The following is a 17,004-nucleotide window of genomic DNA, read 5'->3' as shown; positions in this document are numbered from 1 at the left end:
TCCTGAATATCGGTTTTTTTTACTCTAAATAGTAGCATGAAACCATTAAGCAGTCAGGAATTACATAATCTGGCCATGAATATAGTGGGGCGGGAGCTGGAAAGCGACGGTTTTGAATTTATGGCCGTAAACAGTAAACCGGGTAAAAACCCCCAGTTCGTATGCCTTAAAGCAAAGGAATTGCATTTTATTGTAGTCCGGCCGGTTGCCTTTCCGGACGACCCAAGGGATTATGACCTAAAATTGCTTCAAAAGGTTAAGGATCACGCTTTAAAATTTGAAGCTAAAACCTATTATGCCGGGGTTCGGCTTTCCAATGCTACAGACCGGAAACTGCCGGTTTATCTCAATGAAGAATACTTGGTGGAATATGAAGGTCTTGTGGAAATATAGTACCGTAATTAGCTGCTTGTGGCTATGTTTTAGCAGCTGTTCATCAGATCCCCTGGCGGAACAAACCTATCAGGGGGCAGCCCTGGGAACTTCTTATGCTGTTAAGCTGTTTTCTGCAGAACAAGCAGACTTGCAGCCCGGGATCGATTCTGTTTTCCGGGTGATAAATCAGTCCATGTCTACCTACTGGCCGGATTCGGATATCAGCCGGATCAACAATGGCGATACAACCGTGGCAGTAGATGAACAGTTCAGGGAAGTATTCAATACCTCGAAAACCATATATAAGAAGACCGGGGGTTATTTTGATCCCACTGTAGGCATCCTCGTAGATGCCTGGGGATTTGGCCCGGGGAATTCTCTGGAAATGGATAGCGTGGTGGTCGATAGCCTGTTGCGCTATGTGGGCTTTAAAAAGGTATCCCTCAGGCCGGATAACCGTATTGAGAAGGCTGATCCGGCCATTCGATTCGATTTCAATGCTATAGCAAAAGGCTACGCCATTGACAGATTAGCCGTGTTTCTGGAGGATCAGGGAATTTCAGACTACCTTATAGAAGTGGGCGGCGAATTGCGCAGCCGGGGGATGAACCAGGCCAAGAAGCAGCCCTGGCTGGTAGGGATTGATGATCCCCAGGTTTTGCAGGGGAGGGCCATTAAGCAGATTGTCCGCCTAACAGACCAGTCCATGGCGTCCTCCGGGAATTACAGAAAGTTCCGCATTGACTCGGTAAGCGGGCAGAAGTACGTTCATACCATAGATCCGCTTACCGGCTACACCCGGAATTCCAATATCCTTGCTACTTCCGTGCTGGCCCCCGAATGTATGGTAGCTGATGCCTATGCAACAGCCTTCATGGCTATGGATTTGAAACGGTCCAAAATGATTCTGGCTGACAGCCCGGAACTGGAAGGCTATATCATCTACCTGGATCAGGAGGGGAATACCCGGGAGTTCATGACTCCGGGTTTTATGAAGGTACTTGGAGAGGCTGCTTCCGAACCAGGGGAATAAGCTCTCCCTGAGCGAGTCGGTAGCGGTCAATTAGTTCCGGCTTAAGGCTGCGGCTAAAGTCTACCGCCTCTACCTTAAATCCGGCAGACTTCAGGATATCGAAATAATCCTGCCCATATACCCGGACATGGTCGTATTGCCCAAAAACCCTTTGCCGCTCTTTTCTATCCGTTATGGAAGCATCTTCGAAGGTTTTTTCCCGATTCAGGTCCTGGGGCACCTGGAAAATACCCCAACCCCCCGGTTTCATTACCCTGTAGAGTTCGGAAAGGGCCTTTTCCTGCTCCGGAATATGTTCCAGTACATGATTGCAAAGGATGACGTCAAAACTGTTGTCTTCAAAGGGTAAATCGCAAATGTCTGCCTTTACGTCAGCCAAAGGAGAATTGAGGTCAGTTGTAATATAATCCAGGTTTTTCTGTTTTCTAAAACGCTTATAAAAGGCTTGTTCCGGGGCAAAATGCAAAACCTTTAACTCAGATTCAAAGAAAGGGGTTTCCGATTTCAGGTACAGCCAGAGCAGGCGGTGGCGTTCCAGGGAAAGGGTAGAGGGGGATAAGACATTTTCCCTTGGGTTTTCATAGCCATACGGCAGAAAGGTCCTGAAGGATTTTCCGTCAATGGGATCCTGATAGGTGCTTCCCCTGAGCCAAACCGATAGCAGCGGCCTGACCGCATAACTCATACGGATCAGCAGAGGCCGGGGAACCCAGCTCAAAATCCATTTAAATAATTTCTTCACAGAAGTAAATAAACAAGGCGATTATTCGGTTTGAACCCGCCGGTAAGGATTCTCTTCATCCGATTGGATACCCAGGGCTTCATATATGTAATCAAAAGTTGAGAGCAGTTGGGGTTTGCCGTCAATCAGGGCGATATCATGCTCAAAATGTGCGCTGGGTTTGCCGTCCGCCGTTAAAATGGTCCAGCCATCCTTTAGTTGTTTGATACGCCGGGTCCCCATGTTGATCATGGGTTCAATAGCCACTACCATCCCCTCAACAAATTTTTTCCCACGGCCTCTTTTGCCGTAGTTTGGCATTTCAGGGGATTCGTGCAGATCTCTGCCAAGCCCGTGGCCCACCAATTCCCGTACCACTCCATACCCGTGGCTCTCACAGTAATTCTGTATAGCATAGCCAACATCCCCTACACGGTTACCTATCTTTAAAGCTTCAATACCTATATACAGGGATTCTTTGGTTACCTGCAGTAGCTTTTTAGTTTCAGTTGCCACTTCGCCTATTTCAAAAGTATAGGCATGGTCCCCGTAAAAACCATTTTTTAAAACACCGCAATCAACAGAGATAATATCTCCTTCCTGAAAAGGTTCATCGGTGGGGATGCCGTGTACTACCTGAGCATTCGGGCTTATATTCAAGGTGTTGGGGAAATCATACATCCCTAAAAAACCGGGTACACCGCCATGGTCCCGGATGAAAGCCTCGGCAAGTTTATCCAGGTGCAGGCCAGAGGCTCCGGGTTTGATCTCCGCCGCTATCATTCCAAGGGTTTTGGAAACCAGCAGGGCGCTCTCCCGCATCAGTTCAATTTCTTCAGCTGTCTTAACGATAATCATAGTTGGCAAAGATAATCAACATCTTTGGCCTGTAAGCACTTTGGCTACAGGAAAGATCAGTCCCAGTCATAAGCATGGCGATAGGCTTGCCCGCTTAAGATTTTAAGCATATCCGTTTCCATGTCTTCAAGCGGATATTCCACAATTCGATTGATTTCGGTACCCTCTCTTGAAAAAATTATAGTTGGGACATTAGTTATCCCATAGCCTTTTTCATAGTTCTGGGGAGTCGTTTTATCACGTGTCATCATGATAACCCTGACTTTTTCTACAGGATAGTCTGCTTCCTGCAGGATTTTGACAAACCTTGGCACCTCCCTTTTGCTGTCCTTGCACCAGGTACCCATAAATAAGAGAATATCTACATCCTCCAGCAGGGGCTCCAGGGCTTCGATCTTTTCAGGATTGGGCTGGTAATCTTCCAGGTTGGGCACAAACCAGCCTGCAAATGGCCTGGTTAGCAGGGAGTCAATGTTGGCTGTGCCTACCAGTATCTGCGAATTCCCATCGGGCTGGCGGACAGCAGTGTTTTTGGGCTGGGCCTTGCAATTGATCAGGATAATACTGAGAAGAAGGATGATGGGTGCATAAAGGCTGCGGTTCATACTATATCAAAGGCTTTTGAGTCATTAATTCAGGCTGGTCAATGCCTATTATTTTCAGGATGGTAGGTGCCAGGTCTCCCAGTACCCCCGAATGTATGGCTTTTCTGTCCGGATCCACCAGTATCAACGGAACCGGATTGGTTGTATGCGCGGTATTCGGGCTGCCATCAGGGTTTATCATGGTATCGCAATTTCCGTGGTCTGCTATCACCAGTGTGCTGTAGCCGTTTTCAAGGCCAGCGCCAATGACTGCTTCGGCACAACTGTCTACCGTTTCACAGGCTTTAATAGCGGCAGACATCACCCCGGTATGACCCACCATATCCGGATTGGCAAAATTAAGGCAAACAAAATCTGCGTCTCCTTTTTTCAATTCAGGAATAATGGCATCTTTTATTTCGTAGGCACTCATTTCAGGCTTAAGGTCATAGGTGGCCACTTTTGGGGAAGGACAAAGGATGCGCTCTTCACCTTCAAAAGGAACTTCACGGCCCCCGTTAAAGAAAAAGGTAACATGCGGATACTTTTCCGTTTCGGCGATACGGATCTGTTTTTTACCCGCCTTTGAAAGGACTTCACCCAGGGTGTCCCTGATATTTTCCTTATTGTATACCACCCGGACTCCTTTATAGGAATCGTCATAATTGGTAAGGGTGACATAATGAAGCTTTAAAGGGTGCATATTTTGCTCATGGTGGGCCTGCTGGCTCAATACCTCAGTAAGTTCCCTGCCCCGGTCGGTGCGAAAATTGAAAAAGATCACTACATCCCCATCCTTGACAGTGCTTACGGGAGCCCCGTCTGCATCAATCATTACAATGGGTTTGATAAATTCATCGGTTACCTCCTCTGAATAGCTTTTTTTAAGGCTTTCAACAATGTTATTTGAAGGGGAGCCCTTTCCATTAACCAGCAGGTCATAAGCTTCTTTTACCCGTTCCCAGCGTTTATCACGGTCCATAGCGTAATAACGCCCAACCACAGAGGCCAGTTTTGTATGAGTGTTTTTTATAAAATCCAGCAGCTCGGAAAAATATGATATTCCGCTTTTCGGGTCTACATCCCTGCCATCGGTAAAGGCGTGTACAAACGAAGCAGGAACGCCGGCATCCTCGGCAGCACGGATGAGTCCTTTTAAATGATTGATATGTGAATGAACCCCACCATCACTTAAAAGACCCAGGAAGTGTACAGCCTTCTGGTTTGCTTTTGCATATTCAAAGGCCTCCTTCAGGACAGGTTCTTTGGCAAGCTCATTCTTTTCTACGGCCAGATTGATCTTGGCCAGGTCCTGATATACTATCCTCCCTGCTCCAAGATTCATATGGCCCACCTCGGAATTTCCCATTTGCCCTTCCGGCAGTCCGACATTCATCCCATCTGTTTGAAGGGTGGCATTGGGGTATTTTTTATAAAGGGAGTCTACAAAGGGTGTATTAGCTCTGGCTATGGCCGATACTTCAGGGTCCGGGGAAATGCCCCAGCCATCCAGTATCATTAAAATTACTTTTTTATTCATGCTGCATAATATTTGCAATACTCAAAAATACTGGTAATTAGAGCGAAAAGCCAGTAATTTGGGATACTTTTTGGAAATTGGGAAACGGGCTGCGGGTAAGCGGGTTCAATGAAAGGTATGTGCTGCTTTGGCTGTTAAAGTTTCGTTATTTAAGTGTTAAGGAGGGAACTTATGGCCGTCGTAATGGTCTATATTTATGTAAGGTTCGAGTATATTGAATATTGAGTAAACTGTTAATAGTCGCTCAGTATCGTATAAGAATCCAAAAAAAGCTGTGAAATCGGAAGGAGTTTACTCATCAATCAAAAAACCCTGACTGTATGTCGGGGTTTCTTTTTTTAGTGATTTATTGAGTTTTTGGATGCCAGATATCAGGCGTTAAAATTCAAATCCTGTAGCAGCCCTGTATATAAAGGCATAAAGCGCCATCACGAGCATGAGGGCACAAAAAATAGAATACGCTTTCAATAAAATCACCAGATAAGCTGGTTTGCAATCATCAAAGGCGTGTAAATAGACGTGTTTAAAGTGTAATAGTGTTCCCATATAGTTTCTTTTAATGAATTAAAACAAAGCTATAAGGGTTAAATTGGAGGTAATAATAAGTTTGGGAATGCTGCCAAGATACAAAAAAAATGACAGCAATCTCGCCCAGGGAGTTTAATTGTTAAGAGCGGTATTTGGCAATGGCATCTCTAATCCTTCGGATGCGGTTGTCAGGGTCCGGATGGGTACTCTGAAATTCCGGCGGGCGATCCGGGCCGGCAGCTTTTTTAAGAATTTGCATAACTGCTATGAGTTCTTCCGGAGGGTAATTTGCCTGTATCATACACAAAACGCCTAATTCATCGCTTTCCAACTCGTCTTCCCTGCCATTCTGCAGCAGTGTATTCTGCCCGTAACTGGCTACCACACTTCCCATATCGGCTCCTACTGAGGCACCCATGGCAACGGTTTTCCAGTAATCCGTTTCTGCAATGCGTTCAGCGGAATGCCGCCCGATTACATGGCCAATCTCATGTCCGAGCACCCCGGCCAGTTGCGCTTCATTTAATTTCGAAAACAGGGCATAGGTGATGAATACCTGACCTCCGGGCAGTGCAAAAGCGTTAATGGTGCGTTCATCGGCAAGCAGATGAAATTCATATCTATATGGAGTTTCCCGGGCTACACTGTTCTGTACCAGGCGTTTTCCCACGGCATCTACCACGGCCTGCAAACGCTCATCCGGGTAGAGGCCTCCGTGCTGCCCGGCAATTTCAGGAGCTGCCTGCAGGCCGATGGCGATTTCCTGCTCGGAATCCATATTGATAGTCTGCACTCTGCCCGTAAAAGGGTTTTCTTCCTGGTTGCTGCATCTTTGGACATAGGCAAAGCCAATGATCAATACCCCAATCAGGATGCGGATTTTCCAGCTGCCTCTTCGCATTTCCCCTTAGAAAAATTTATGAAACATAAGTTCTTATAGAAGTTCAGGATTGATGTCCAGGATATTGTCCCGGATATAGGTTTGGATAAAACCCGTGGTAAGGTGTTCACTTCCCAGGAAATCATCGTTTTTCAGCATTCGGAGAAGATTCAACCGTCGCATTGCGGCCAGCATCGGGACGGATAGCGGGGCATAACTGTAATGCCAGGGTTCGTATTTGAAGCCTCTGCGCCTTGGGTTTTCGGTATAAACCAAATAAAAACCATAAGACTCACTATGCAAATCCATCCAGTTTTTAAAATCCTCAAAAGGCCCGCCTGCTTCAAATTTGCCTGGGACCAAAACATCTCCCGTACTCGGTTTGGAGGCATCAATGAGGTCTACGTCCGTTCCCCAATGGTGACGGCTGGTTCCCGGGATGGTTGAATATTCCACAATTTTATCAATGGCTTCTATGGGGCTTACCGATATATCTTCGGTAAAGGATACGTATTTGCGCTCAAAAATACTTCGCTGCCGTTCATAGCTGCGGTAGCTGCTCACTACCTTAATATCGATGCCATCCTGATAGGCATCTTTTTTCATACGTACAAAGGCATCATGGGCTTCCTTCCTGAGGTTGATTCCTTCCCCGTATAGGTCCAAAACGGCTTTTCCTGTTAATTCATCTGTGCTGAATTCCCTATCCTGGCTCCATAAGGGCAATTGGGGCAGGCTCAGGGCCAGGCTGCATAACCCGGTTCTCTTTACGAACTTTCTTCTATCCATTCCTCTTGTTTTGACTGGCTCCAATAGATGAGAAGCCTTTCCAATACTAAGGTAATAAAAAAAGAGGGCTGGCTTTCATATAGCCATTTAATTGGTCAGGTAAAAGTACCCCTGGTGTCGTTCCTGTAAGTCGTGGAAGGTGATAATGTAGAAATAGATACCGTCTTTCAGTCCGGCATCTTTGTTAACCGCAAGATCTGAATTTGATTTTCCGTCAAAATCATTGTTGTAACGGTCTTTTTTGTAAACCAGCAGCCCGTATCGATTGTAGATCTGAAGCGTGTTATTGGGGGCATCCAAGACCGGTTCTATTACCAGGGTTTCGTTGTTTCCGTCCCCGTTAGGAGAGAGATAGTAATTATCCAGCTCAAAGGTTTTATAGGTTGCCATGGCATCGTCGTTTCCGCCTATGGTCAGAATTTCATACTCGTCTGCCACAAAATAGTCAGAAGTAATGCTGCCGTAATCGCGGCCCCCGGTAACTTCGGTATTTCCAAGATTAACCCATTGCTGTGCTGCTTTGCTCCAGCCAACTACCTTGAGTTCCGTCAGAAATTCTGCAAGGCCGGCCACGTTGCTATATACATCCCAGTTTAAGGTAACCTTAGCCGGGATACTCCCTTCCAGGCGCCAGAATTCCTTATCGCTGACCTGTAAATGGGCCCCCGAAGTTTTTGAGGTCTCAAAGCTACTGCTGAGGCTTTTCGGACTATTGGGATCTTCTGGGAAATAGGCACATTTGACTTGAGGTTGTATAGCCATGGAGGTGATACTGAGAGGCCGGATGCGGCTGGCATCCCCAACCGGAAATGTAAAATCCTGCTTGTTGCGAACTGCTCCGTACCCATCTATTTTGGAAACGCTGCTTTCTCCGGTATAAAAAGAATCATTTGTAAAGGAAAGGAACTGAATGCTAATTTCCCTGGAGGTTTGGATGTCCCCGGAGATCAAATTCCCGTTATTGATGACCTCTACGGGTACTTGAAGAATTAGTCCCGGTTTGGCGTCAAATTCGGCATCGTGCAGCATTGGACTAAAGGTGCCTGAAATGGTGATCGGACGGGTTTGACTATAGAAACCAACCAGGTTGTCTTCATTTTCAAACCGGGCGTTGTTGATCAGGTCTGAATGAAAACCCAGTTGCCCGGTGGCATGTAGTTTTACATTTCCGTAATTCTGAACCGCTTCCTGGGAGTACAATGCGCTTCCCAACCCCATAATTATTAGGGCGAAAATAATGTCTGGCTTTATGGGTCTGTTTCTATTCAAAATACTGCTGTCTGATAGCCTGAAAGTTAAGTGCCGATCGAATAAATTTAATCCCTAGATATTTGATGCCAGTTGGTTCCGTCACTCTGCAACCAATAGATTTTGCTTTTTTGCAATTTATTTTCTGTGCTTCCATCATCTTTCAAATAGTTGATGTTCAGAAAATTATCTCCATTTGACATATTTTTGAGAATATAAATCCTTCCCTGACAACTGCTGGCTGCAGGTATAGTAATCAAGAGATCTTTGGTATTCATGATCAGCGTAAAATCGTTTAAGGTCAAACTGGTGTTTACTGAAGTCGCACGGATTGGAGAAGAAAAAGATCCTGCTACCTGCAGGGTGGAGTTGGGCGTATTAGTGCCCATACCGACCTTGCCTCCGGTAAATCCTAAATTCTGATTATTCAGGTTGTAGGTCCGTGTTTCGGGATCCTGGGTCAAATCATCTGTTGCAAGGTTCTTTTCAGGTCCCATCGGTCCGGCAGGCCCTTGTGGTCCAACCGCACCATCTGCTCCTGCTGGCCCTTGTGGTCCTGCGGGTCCTTGCGGTCCAACGGCTCCATCTGCACCGGCGGGTCCTTGTGGTCCCACGTCACCCTGATCACCCTTGTCACCTTTGTCTCCTTTGGGTCCTTGTGGCCCGACAGCTCCATCTGCTCCGGCGGGTCCTTGTGGTCCCACGTCACCCTTGTCACCTTTGTCACCTTTGGGTCCCTGAGGTCCAATAGCACCATCTGCCCCGGCAGGTCCTTGAGGCCCAACAGCTCCATCTGCTCCGGCGGGTCCTTGTGGCCCGACGTCACCCTGATCTCCTTTATCTCCTTTGGGTCCGGTAGGTCCCTGCGGTCCAACAGTTCCATCTGCCCCAGCGGGTCCTTGTGGTCCTGCGGGTCCTTGCGGTCCTATATCTCCCTGATTACCTTTTGGTCCCTGAGGTCCAACTGCGCCATCTGCCCCGGCAGGTCCTTGCGGCCCAACAGCTCCGGCGGGTCCAACGGGTCCTTGCGGTCCTATTGGCCCAACGTCTCCCTGGTTACCCTTATCTCCTTTGGGTCCCTGAGGTCCGACAGCTCCGGCGGGGCCAACGGGTCCCTGCGGTCCAGCATCTCCCTGGTCACCTTTGTCTCCTTTGGGTCCCTGAGGTCCAATAGCGCCATCTGCTCCTGCTGGTCCTTGTGGTCCTGCGGGTCCTTGCGGTCCCACGGCGCCATCTGCTCCTGCAGGTCCTATTGGCCCAACGTCTCCCTTGTCACCCTTATCTCCTTTTGGTCCCTGAGGTCCGACAGCTCCGGCGGGGCCAACGGGTCCCTGCGGTCCAGCATCTCCCTGGTCACCTTTGTCTCCTTTGGGTCCCTGAGGTCCAATAGCGCCATCTGCTCCTGCTGGTCCTTGTGGTCCTTTGGGTCCCTGAGGTCCGACAACTCCATCTGCTCCAGCAGGTCCTTGTGGTCCAGCGGGTCCTTGTGGTCCTGCGGGTCCTTGCGGTCCTATGTCACCCTGGTCGCCTTTGTCTCCTTTGGGTCCTTGCGGACCAACTGCGCCATCAGCTCCGGCAGGTCCTTGAGGCCCTGCGGGTCCCTGTGGTCCAACAGCTCCGTCTGCTCCGGCAGGTCCCTGTGGTCCAATATCTCCTTGATCACCTTTTGGTCCCTGAGGTCCCATTGCGCCATCAGCACCATCAGCACCATTCACTCCTGCGGGTCCAATAGGTCCTTGTGCTCCAACATCCCCCTGATCTCCTTTATCTCCTTTGGGTCCCTGCGGTCCCATTGCACCATCTGCTCCGGCAGGTCCTTGCGGCCCTGCGGGTCCCTGTGGTCCAACAGCTCCATCAGCCCCGGCGGGTCCTTGCGGTCCAACGTCGCCCTGGTCGCCTTTGTCTCCTTTGGGTCCTTGCGGTCCGATAGCACCGTCTTCTCCGGCAGGTCCTTGCGGCCCGATAGCTCCATCAGCTCCATCAGCTCCGGCGGGTCCCTGTGGTCCTGCAGGTCCTTGCGGTCCAACAGCCCCATCCGCTCCGGCAGGCCCTTGCGGTCCAGCGGGTCCCTGAGGTCCGACTGCTCCATCCACTCCGGCAGGTCCCTGTGGTCCTTGAGGTCCTACCGTACCATCAGCACCATCTGCTCCGGCAGGTCCCTGTGGTCCTGTAAGGTCTTGAGAAGTAAAAGTCTTTCCGTCCGGATAGATGATGGTAAAAGTTCCGTCATTGTTATCGATAAAACGGAAGTCCCCGGCACCGCTTCCTCCTTCGCAAAGGTTACGCCATTCAGTGGCATTGAAAAAATAAAGGCATTTTACTTCCGTGTTGTAAACCAGGGCGCCTTGCAAAGGCTGCATGGCATTCATTTCCTGGGTGTTGACCCGGGTCAGGACCAGGGCTTTATCCTTGCTTTCGAGTTCCAGCAGGGAAGCCAGGTCAATCCGGTCTGGGTTGGAGCCTACTTTTAATTGCGCCTCGGCGGCCACAACCAAAAAAAGGCTGGTAATAAGCAGGAGAAGTTTCCTTATCGAATTTGGGAGCATGCGGGTCAATTCTTTCTTACTCAAAAATACCGCTACTAAAGGGGTTTAAAGGGGAAATGTTGTGAACGCAGCTCAGGTTGTGGTGAAATGATAAGACCTGGTAAAATACCGATAAAAGATGTTATTGAACGACTAAAAACAGAAAGGATATTATCGGTCAAGATACAGGAAACCCTGATATTCCAGACCCAGGTCCAGCATACGGATCAGGTAAAAATACACCCCTTCGGGCAGGCCTTTTTCCCTGTTTATGATGATACCGTCCACATTGGCAACACCTACAAATTCATTGGTGTAATTATCCATTTCGAACACCTTTAAGCCGTTTCGGTCGTAGATCTGCAGGTTGTTGTTCGGGGATTGTTCCAGCTCTTCTATATACAGGAAATCATTGATGCCATCCCCGTCAGGACTCATAAAGAAGTTTGGGATGGTAAGCAATTCCTCGGGCTGGGCCCGGCTGCCAAAGGTTATAATTTCATATTCATCCGGCACAAAGGTCTCTGAAATCGCAAAACCATTGTTAAGGTCACCGGAAACGGTGGCAGTGCCCAGTTCCAGCCAGCGTCCTCCCTGCTTGTTCCAGCCCATCAGCACCACATCCTCCCAGTTGGGGGTGAGGGCCGCAATGTTAGAGGTAGGCGTCCAGGACAGGGTTATGGTACCCGGGCTGCTGCCTTCCAGCCGCCAGAATTCGAAGGTGCTCACTGCGCCCACGGTCCTGGGTCTCAGGTCTGTACGAAAAGCGGGGTAGATGCTGGGGTTATTCGGATCTTCCCGGAAATAGGCACATCTGGAGAGGGAATACACGCTTTCCCCCTGCAGGGTCAGCCCCTTGTATTCTGTCCCATCCCCCACGGGGAAAATGATTTCCTGTTTATTGATGGCCAGCGCAAAACCGTTCACTTTGGAGTTATCCCCGGCCCCTACCGTAAAGGCATCCTGCAGTAGTCCAAGATACTGGTCGGAAAGGGAACGGGTGGTACGAAAATCACCATCTATAAAATTGACGTTATTCTCAACGGTCAGAGCGGTTTCAAGATCCACCCCAAAGAGGTTGGCAATCTCCAGGTCGTAGACCATAGGGGAGAGCGAACCGCCCACAAAGAGCGGGATATCCCCATAAAAGCCTACCAGGGACGGATTGGCCGCAAAAGGGCCTTCATTGATAAAGTTGGTGTGAAAGCCCACATTGGCCCCGTCGTGCAGCTGCATATTGCCGTAGTGCTGCAGGGCGGGTTGTGCCATTCCCATGACAACGCTAAAAAACAGTATGTAGGCCAGTTTTTGCATGGGTTAGTTGATTTGCTGCCAGTTGGTACCGTCGGATTGTAACCATAAGACAGATTGGGCATCTACTTGACTGTCAGAGGCTCCAGTCTCATTAATATAGGAGCTTATGCTGGTAGCCGCTCCATTTGGATTTTTAATAATGTACATCCTGTTGTTTGCTGTTCCTGCGGCTGGAAGGGTTATCGTATGTGAACTACTTGCGATCACAATTGTGTGGTGTGCATCGCTCAAGGTCAAAACACCTGTAGTAGTCGTCAGGGTAGGGGCAAAAGATCCGTTTATTTCCAAGGTAGAATTAGTATTGGTCGTTTCAGCGGAACGATCATTAATAGAAACTGCCAGGGTACTCCCCGTAGCAAAGCCAATACGATTTTCGCCCAAACGAAACATACCGGTATTTCGGGTGGTTTCCTGAGTAAATCCAAAGTTTGGATCACTTTGGGATCCGAAACCGGAAACAAAACGCAGTCTAGCCCTTACATTCCCGTCAACATCCAATTTCTCTGCGGGAGGGCTTACCAAGCTAAAAACAGATCCAATTCCAAAATTCTCGTCAATGCCACCTGCAAAAACCAAATCGCCACCATTTATATCATAGGTACGATAAGTAGTGGCAGTCTGGGTTAAATCCGTATTGGCCAGATTGGTGCCGGCAATAGCGGCTAGTTCAGCTAAGGCTCCTTCTACTTCAGTAGCGGTGAAGTTTCCTCCGGCATCAACAATGTTCACTTCGGTTGCGGTCTGATCATCGGTACCGGGATTATTCAGGGCACTCAAATCAGCTGTAGCCGTCCCGCCATCCTCGAGGGCGATAGTGAGCTGGTTGGTACCGGCATTAAATGTAGTGTTGGGATCGTCTAATTGTTGATCATCAGTACTGTTAGCTGCCAGTTCAGCTAAGGCTCCTTCTACTTCGGTGGCAGTGAAGTTTCCCCCTGCATCGGTAATATTCACTTCTGAGGCGATTTGATCATCAGTCCCTGGATTATTCAGGGCGCTCAAATCAGCTGTGGCCGTCCCTCCATCTTCCAGAGCAATAGTGAGCTGGTTGGTACCGGCATTAAAGGTAGTGTTGGGGTCGTCCAATTGCTGATCGTCAGTTCCGGGATTATTCAGGGCGCTTAAATCGGCTGTAGCGGTCCCTCCATCTTCCAGAGCAATGGTGAGCTGGTTGGTACCGGCATTAAAGATTGTATTAGGATCATCCAATTGTTGATCATCAGTACTGCCAGCTGCCAGTTCAGCTAAGGCGCCTTCCACTTGTGTAGCAGTGAAGTTTCCCCCTGCATCGGTAATGTTTACTTCTGAGGCGATTTGATCATCGGTACCTGGATTATTCAGAGCGCTCAAATCAGCTGTGGCCGTCCCGCCATCCTCAAGAGCAATTGTGAGTTGGTTGGTACCGGCATTAAATGTAGTATTAGGATCATCTAGCTGTTGGTCATCAGTACCCGGATTATTCAGTACACTCAAATCAGCAGTAGCCGTCCCACCGTCTTCCAGGGCAATGGTGAGCTGGTTGGTGCCAGCATTAAAGAGAGTATTGGGATCATCTAGCTGTTGATCATCCGTACCTGGATTATCCAGTGCGCTCAAATCAGCAGTTGCCGTCCCGCCATCCTCAAGAGCAATTGTGAGTTGGTTGGTACCGGCATTAAAGATAGTATTGGGGTCGTCCAGTTGTTGATCATCCGTACTGTTAGCTGATAGTTCGGCTAAGGCTCCTTCTACTTCGGTAGCGGTGAAGTTTCCCCCTGCATCGGTAATGTTCACCTCTGATGCGGTCTGATCATCAGTTCCGGGATTATTCAGGGCGCTCAGATCGGCAGTTGCAGTTCCGCCATCTTCCAAAGCGATGGTGAGCTGGTTGGTACCGACATTAAAGGTAGTATTGGGGTCGTCCAGTTGTTGATCATCCGTACTGTTAGCTGCCAGTTCGGCTAAGGCTCCTTCTACTTCGGTAGCGGTGAAGTTTCCCCCTGCATCGGTAATGTTCACTTCTGAGGCGATTTGATCATCTGTACCTGGATTATTCAGGGCGCTCAGATCGGCAGTGGCCGTCCCGCCATCTTCCAGCGCTATTGTGAGCTGGTTGGTACCGGCATTAAAGATTGTATTGGGATCGTCCAGTTGTTGATCATCAGTACTTATTGCTGCCAGTTCGGCTAAGGCGCCTTCCACTTCCGTAGCAGTGAAGTTTCCCCCTGCATCCGTAATGTTTACTTCTGAGGCGATTTGATCATCAGTACCTGGATTATTCAGAGCGCTCAAATCAGCTGTGGCAGTCCCGCCATCTTCAAGAGCGATGGTGAGTTCGTTGGTACCGGCATTAAAGGTAGTGTTGGGATCATCTAGCTGCTGGTCATCTGTTCCCGTAAGCGTCTCAATATTTCCCGAATCATCAGTAATTGTAAACGTACCATCCAAATTGTCAACTATGGTTGTTCTTTTGGAGTCAAAAGTAGTTGGCGTACCATCTTCGCTTATGTACGTAAAAGTACCGTCGGTATTATCTGTTAATGTAGTGGTAGTTTCATTGGAGTTAATTGTAACAGCAGTTCCTGAATCATCTGTAATGGTAAACGTTCCGTCTAAATTATCTACAACTGTTGATCTTCTGGAGTCAAAACTGACGGGAACGCCGTTCTCATTGACATAGGTAAATGTACCATCGGTATTATCGGTTAAGGTAGTAATAGTTTCCCCACTGGCAGCTGCATCCACATTGAGATAAAGTCGCCCATCAGTTCCGGCAATGAGGTTGTTATTTGGGTCTATGCTGATTAGATTTTCCTGCAGGGAACCACCGTTATCAACAATTTCCAGAATTCCATTCGTTATTTGGAAACTTGTATTTAGTTCATTGGTGGGATCCGGGTCTGCGTCATCCGTATTAATTGTAACGATATTCCCTCTTTCGATTTCAATATTCCCGGGTGTACCGTCTGTAATGAGGTTTTGATTATCGCTGCTGCCCCCTGCAATTTCATCAATAGCGTCCTGAACATTGGTGGCTGTAAAACCTGAGGTGGAATTATCATAGGGAAGGGCCAGAGCATTCAGGTCCAGGGTTACATCTGCCCCGTCGTTTCGGGTAAAGGTGTAGGTGCCGTCCAGGTTGTCTGTAATGGCAGCCTTGGCAACGGTCTCTGAAGTTCCATCTTCCTTGGTAAAGGTCACAAAACCGTCTGCATTATCTGTCAGGCTTGTAATGGTTTCATTGATGGTGGCCGTCGTTCCATCTGCCTGGGTTAGGGTGGCAATCAGGTTTCCGGCAACGGTATCGGTAATGGTCAGGCCGTTGGTTGTGATGGTTACATCTGCCCCGTCGTTTCGGGTAAAGGTATAGGTGCCATCCAGGTTGTCTGTAATGGCAGCCTTGGCAACCGTTTCAGTAGTTCCATCTTCCTTGGTGAAGGTCACAAAACCGTCTGCATTATCCGTCAGGCTTGTAATGGTTTCATTGATGGTGGCCGTCGTTCCATCTGCCTGGGTTAGGGTGGCAATCAGGTTTCCGGCAACGGTATCGGTAATGGTCAGGCCGTTGGTTGTGATGGTTACATCTGCCCCGTCGTTTCGGGTAAAGGTATAGGTGCCGTCCAGGTTGTCTGTAATGGCAGCCTTGGCAACCGTTTCAGTAGTTCCGGCCTCGGTGGTATAGGTGACAAAGCCATCCCCGTTATCGGTCAGGCTGGTCACGGTTTCATTTATCGTAAAGCTGGTCCCGTCAGCAAGGCTCAGCGTGGCAATCACATTTCCCGTCACCAGGTCCGTAACGGTCAGGTTGTTGGTATTGATCTGCTGTACATTCCCATCCGGATCGGTAAAATCGTAGGTGCCGTCCCCGTTATCGGTCAGGTTAATGGTTGCCGTCTGGGTCTGTAGCGCTGCGATAGCCGTTTCCAGGGGTTCTGCATCGTAGTAAACCCCATTGTCAGTGCCCAGTACAATGTCGTTTCCGGCATCCGTACTTACGAGATCTGCACTGATCAGGTATCCGGCATCATTGATAAAATCGGCCAGGGTTACATCAATCAGGTCTATTTTTTCGTCGGTTACTGCATTGTCTGAGAGTTCATCCGTCCCCACCGAGCTGTCTGCAAGTTTGTCGATGTTGATGGAGTTATTCTGTATATCGATCCCGTTAATACTGAAATCCACTATGTTGTTTCCGGTTATCTGCCCTACTTCAAAATGCAGGGTATCGCCTATTTGGGTCAGTACCATGGTGGTATCCGGGTTTACTACCGGGGCCGTGGAAAAGATCAGCGGAAAGGCATCGCATACATTGATCCATTCTACGCCGTCGTAGTAATGGATACAGGCTTCGTCCGTATTGTAAATAAAGGCTCCTGGCAGCGGGACCAGCGCATTCATTTCGGCAGTGGTTAGCCGGCTGATGACCAGCACCTTATCCCGGCTTTCCAGCTCCAGCAGGGAGGCGGGGTCAATGGTCTGGGGGTTGTCCCCGATTTTTACCTGGGCCTGCATCAGCGTTCCCAAAAAGATCATGGACAGAATTAAACAGCTTTTAAGTTTCATACGGCAAAGTTTGATTTGGTTGGGGTCCTGGCAGGGACCCCTCCGGCTGGTAACCGGATTTCTAACG

13 protein-coding genes are annotated in these 17,004 nt (G+C 48.8%); 2 read left to right on the top strand and 11 right to left on the bottom strand.

Annotation, left to right across the window (positions count from 1 at the left end; all coding sequences use genetic code 11):
* The first annotated feature begins 36 nt into the window (after positions 1-36).
* Both ACT6NV_RS02010 and ACT6NV_RS02005 read left to right on the top strand, forming a co-directional pair.
* A complete protein-coding gene (locus ACT6NV_RS02010) occupies positions 37-393 on the top strand; it encodes a Na(+)-translocating NADH-quinone reductase subunit F (protein WP_445385605.1) in 357 nt (118 codons plus the stop codon).
* Positions 350-1,408: an FAD:protein FMN transferase gene (locus tag ACT6NV_RS02005; RefSeq protein WP_445385604.1), complete on the top strand. Its 1,059-nt coding sequence runs from the start codon at positions 350-352 to the stop codon at positions 1,406-1,408. Before ACT6NV_RS02010 ends, ACT6NV_RS02005 begins: the two co-directional genes overlap by 44 nt.
* Here the strand turns inward: ACT6NV_RS02005 and ACT6NV_RS02000 are convergent.
* The 11 genes from ACT6NV_RS02000 to ACT6NV_RS01950 form a co-directional block, all read right to left on the bottom strand.
* Positions 1,365-2,150, bottom strand: coding sequence for a class I SAM-dependent methyltransferase (locus tag ACT6NV_RS02000; RefSeq protein WP_445385603.1), 786 nt, complete (start codon positions 2,148-2,150; stop codon positions 1,365-1,367). The two genes, ACT6NV_RS02005 and ACT6NV_RS02000, sit on opposite strands and share 44 nt — an antisense overlap.
* Positions 2,151-2,171: 21 nt before the next feature.
* Entirely contained in the window at positions 2,172-2,987 is an 816-nt protein-coding gene (map, locus tag ACT6NV_RS01995) for a type I methionyl aminopeptidase (RefSeq protein ID WP_445385602.1), read from the bottom strand.
* Between the two features lie 56 nt (positions 2,988-3,043).
* A complete protein-coding gene (locus tag ACT6NV_RS01990; RefSeq protein ID WP_445385601.1) occupies positions 3,044-3,592 on the bottom strand; it encodes a thioredoxin family protein in 549 nt (182 codons plus the stop codon).
* 1 nt (position 3,593) lies between these two features.
* Positions 3,594-5,111, bottom strand: a complete 1,518-nt coding sequence (gene gpmI / locus ACT6NV_RS01985) for a 2,3-bisphosphoglycerate-independent phosphoglycerate mutase (RefSeq protein ID WP_445385600.1) — start codon at positions 5,109-5,111, stop codon at positions 3,594-3,596.
* A gap of 378 nt (positions 5,112-5,489) precedes the next feature.
* Positions 5,490-5,657, bottom strand: a complete 168-nt coding sequence (locus ACT6NV_RS01980; RefSeq protein ID WP_445385599.1) for a DUF6747 family protein — start codon at positions 5,655-5,657, stop codon at positions 5,490-5,492.
* Positions 5,658-5,778: 121 nt separating this feature from the next.
* A complete protein-coding gene (locus tag ACT6NV_RS01975; protein WP_445385598.1) occupies positions 5,779-6,540 on the bottom strand; it encodes a M48 family metalloprotease in 762 nt (253 codons plus the stop codon).
* A 33-nt stretch (positions 6,541-6,573) separates the two neighbouring features.
* Positions 6,574-7,308 (bottom strand): M15 family metallopeptidase, encoded by a 735-nt coding sequence (locus ACT6NV_RS01970; RefSeq protein ID WP_445385597.1) that lies wholly within the window; start codon positions 7,306-7,308, stop codon positions 6,574-6,576.
* Positions 7,309-7,395: 87 nt separating this feature from the next.
* Complete coding sequence (locus tag ACT6NV_RS01965) at positions 7,396-8,577, bottom strand: gliding motility-associated C-terminal domain-containing protein (RefSeq protein WP_445385596.1); 1,182 nt, start codon at positions 8,575-8,577, stop codon at positions 7,396-7,398.
* Between the two features lie 47 nt (positions 8,578-8,624).
* Positions 8,625-11,102 carry a hypothetical protein gene (locus tag ACT6NV_RS01960; protein ID WP_445385595.1) on the bottom strand — a complete coding sequence of 826 codons (2,478 nt, stop codon included), beginning with the start codon at positions 11,100-11,102 and terminating at the stop codon, positions 8,625-8,627.
* 150 nt (positions 11,103-11,252) lie between these two features.
* Complete coding sequence (locus ACT6NV_RS01955) at positions 11,253-12,395, bottom strand: gliding motility-associated C-terminal domain-containing protein (protein WP_445385594.1); 1,143 nt, start codon at positions 12,393-12,395, stop codon at positions 11,253-11,255.
* 3 nt (positions 12,396-12,398) lie between these two features.
* A complete protein-coding gene (locus ACT6NV_RS01950) occupies positions 12,399-16,937 on the bottom strand; it encodes a beta strand repeat-containing protein (protein ID WP_445385593.1) in 4,539 nt (1,512 codons plus the stop codon).
* Between the last annotated feature and the right edge of the window lie 67 nt (positions 16,938-17,004).

It is taken from the genome of Robiginitalea insularis, assembly GCF_052497835.1.
Note: the sequence above shows the minus strand (reverse complement) of the source record. Positions and strands in the feature narration are given on the sequence as shown.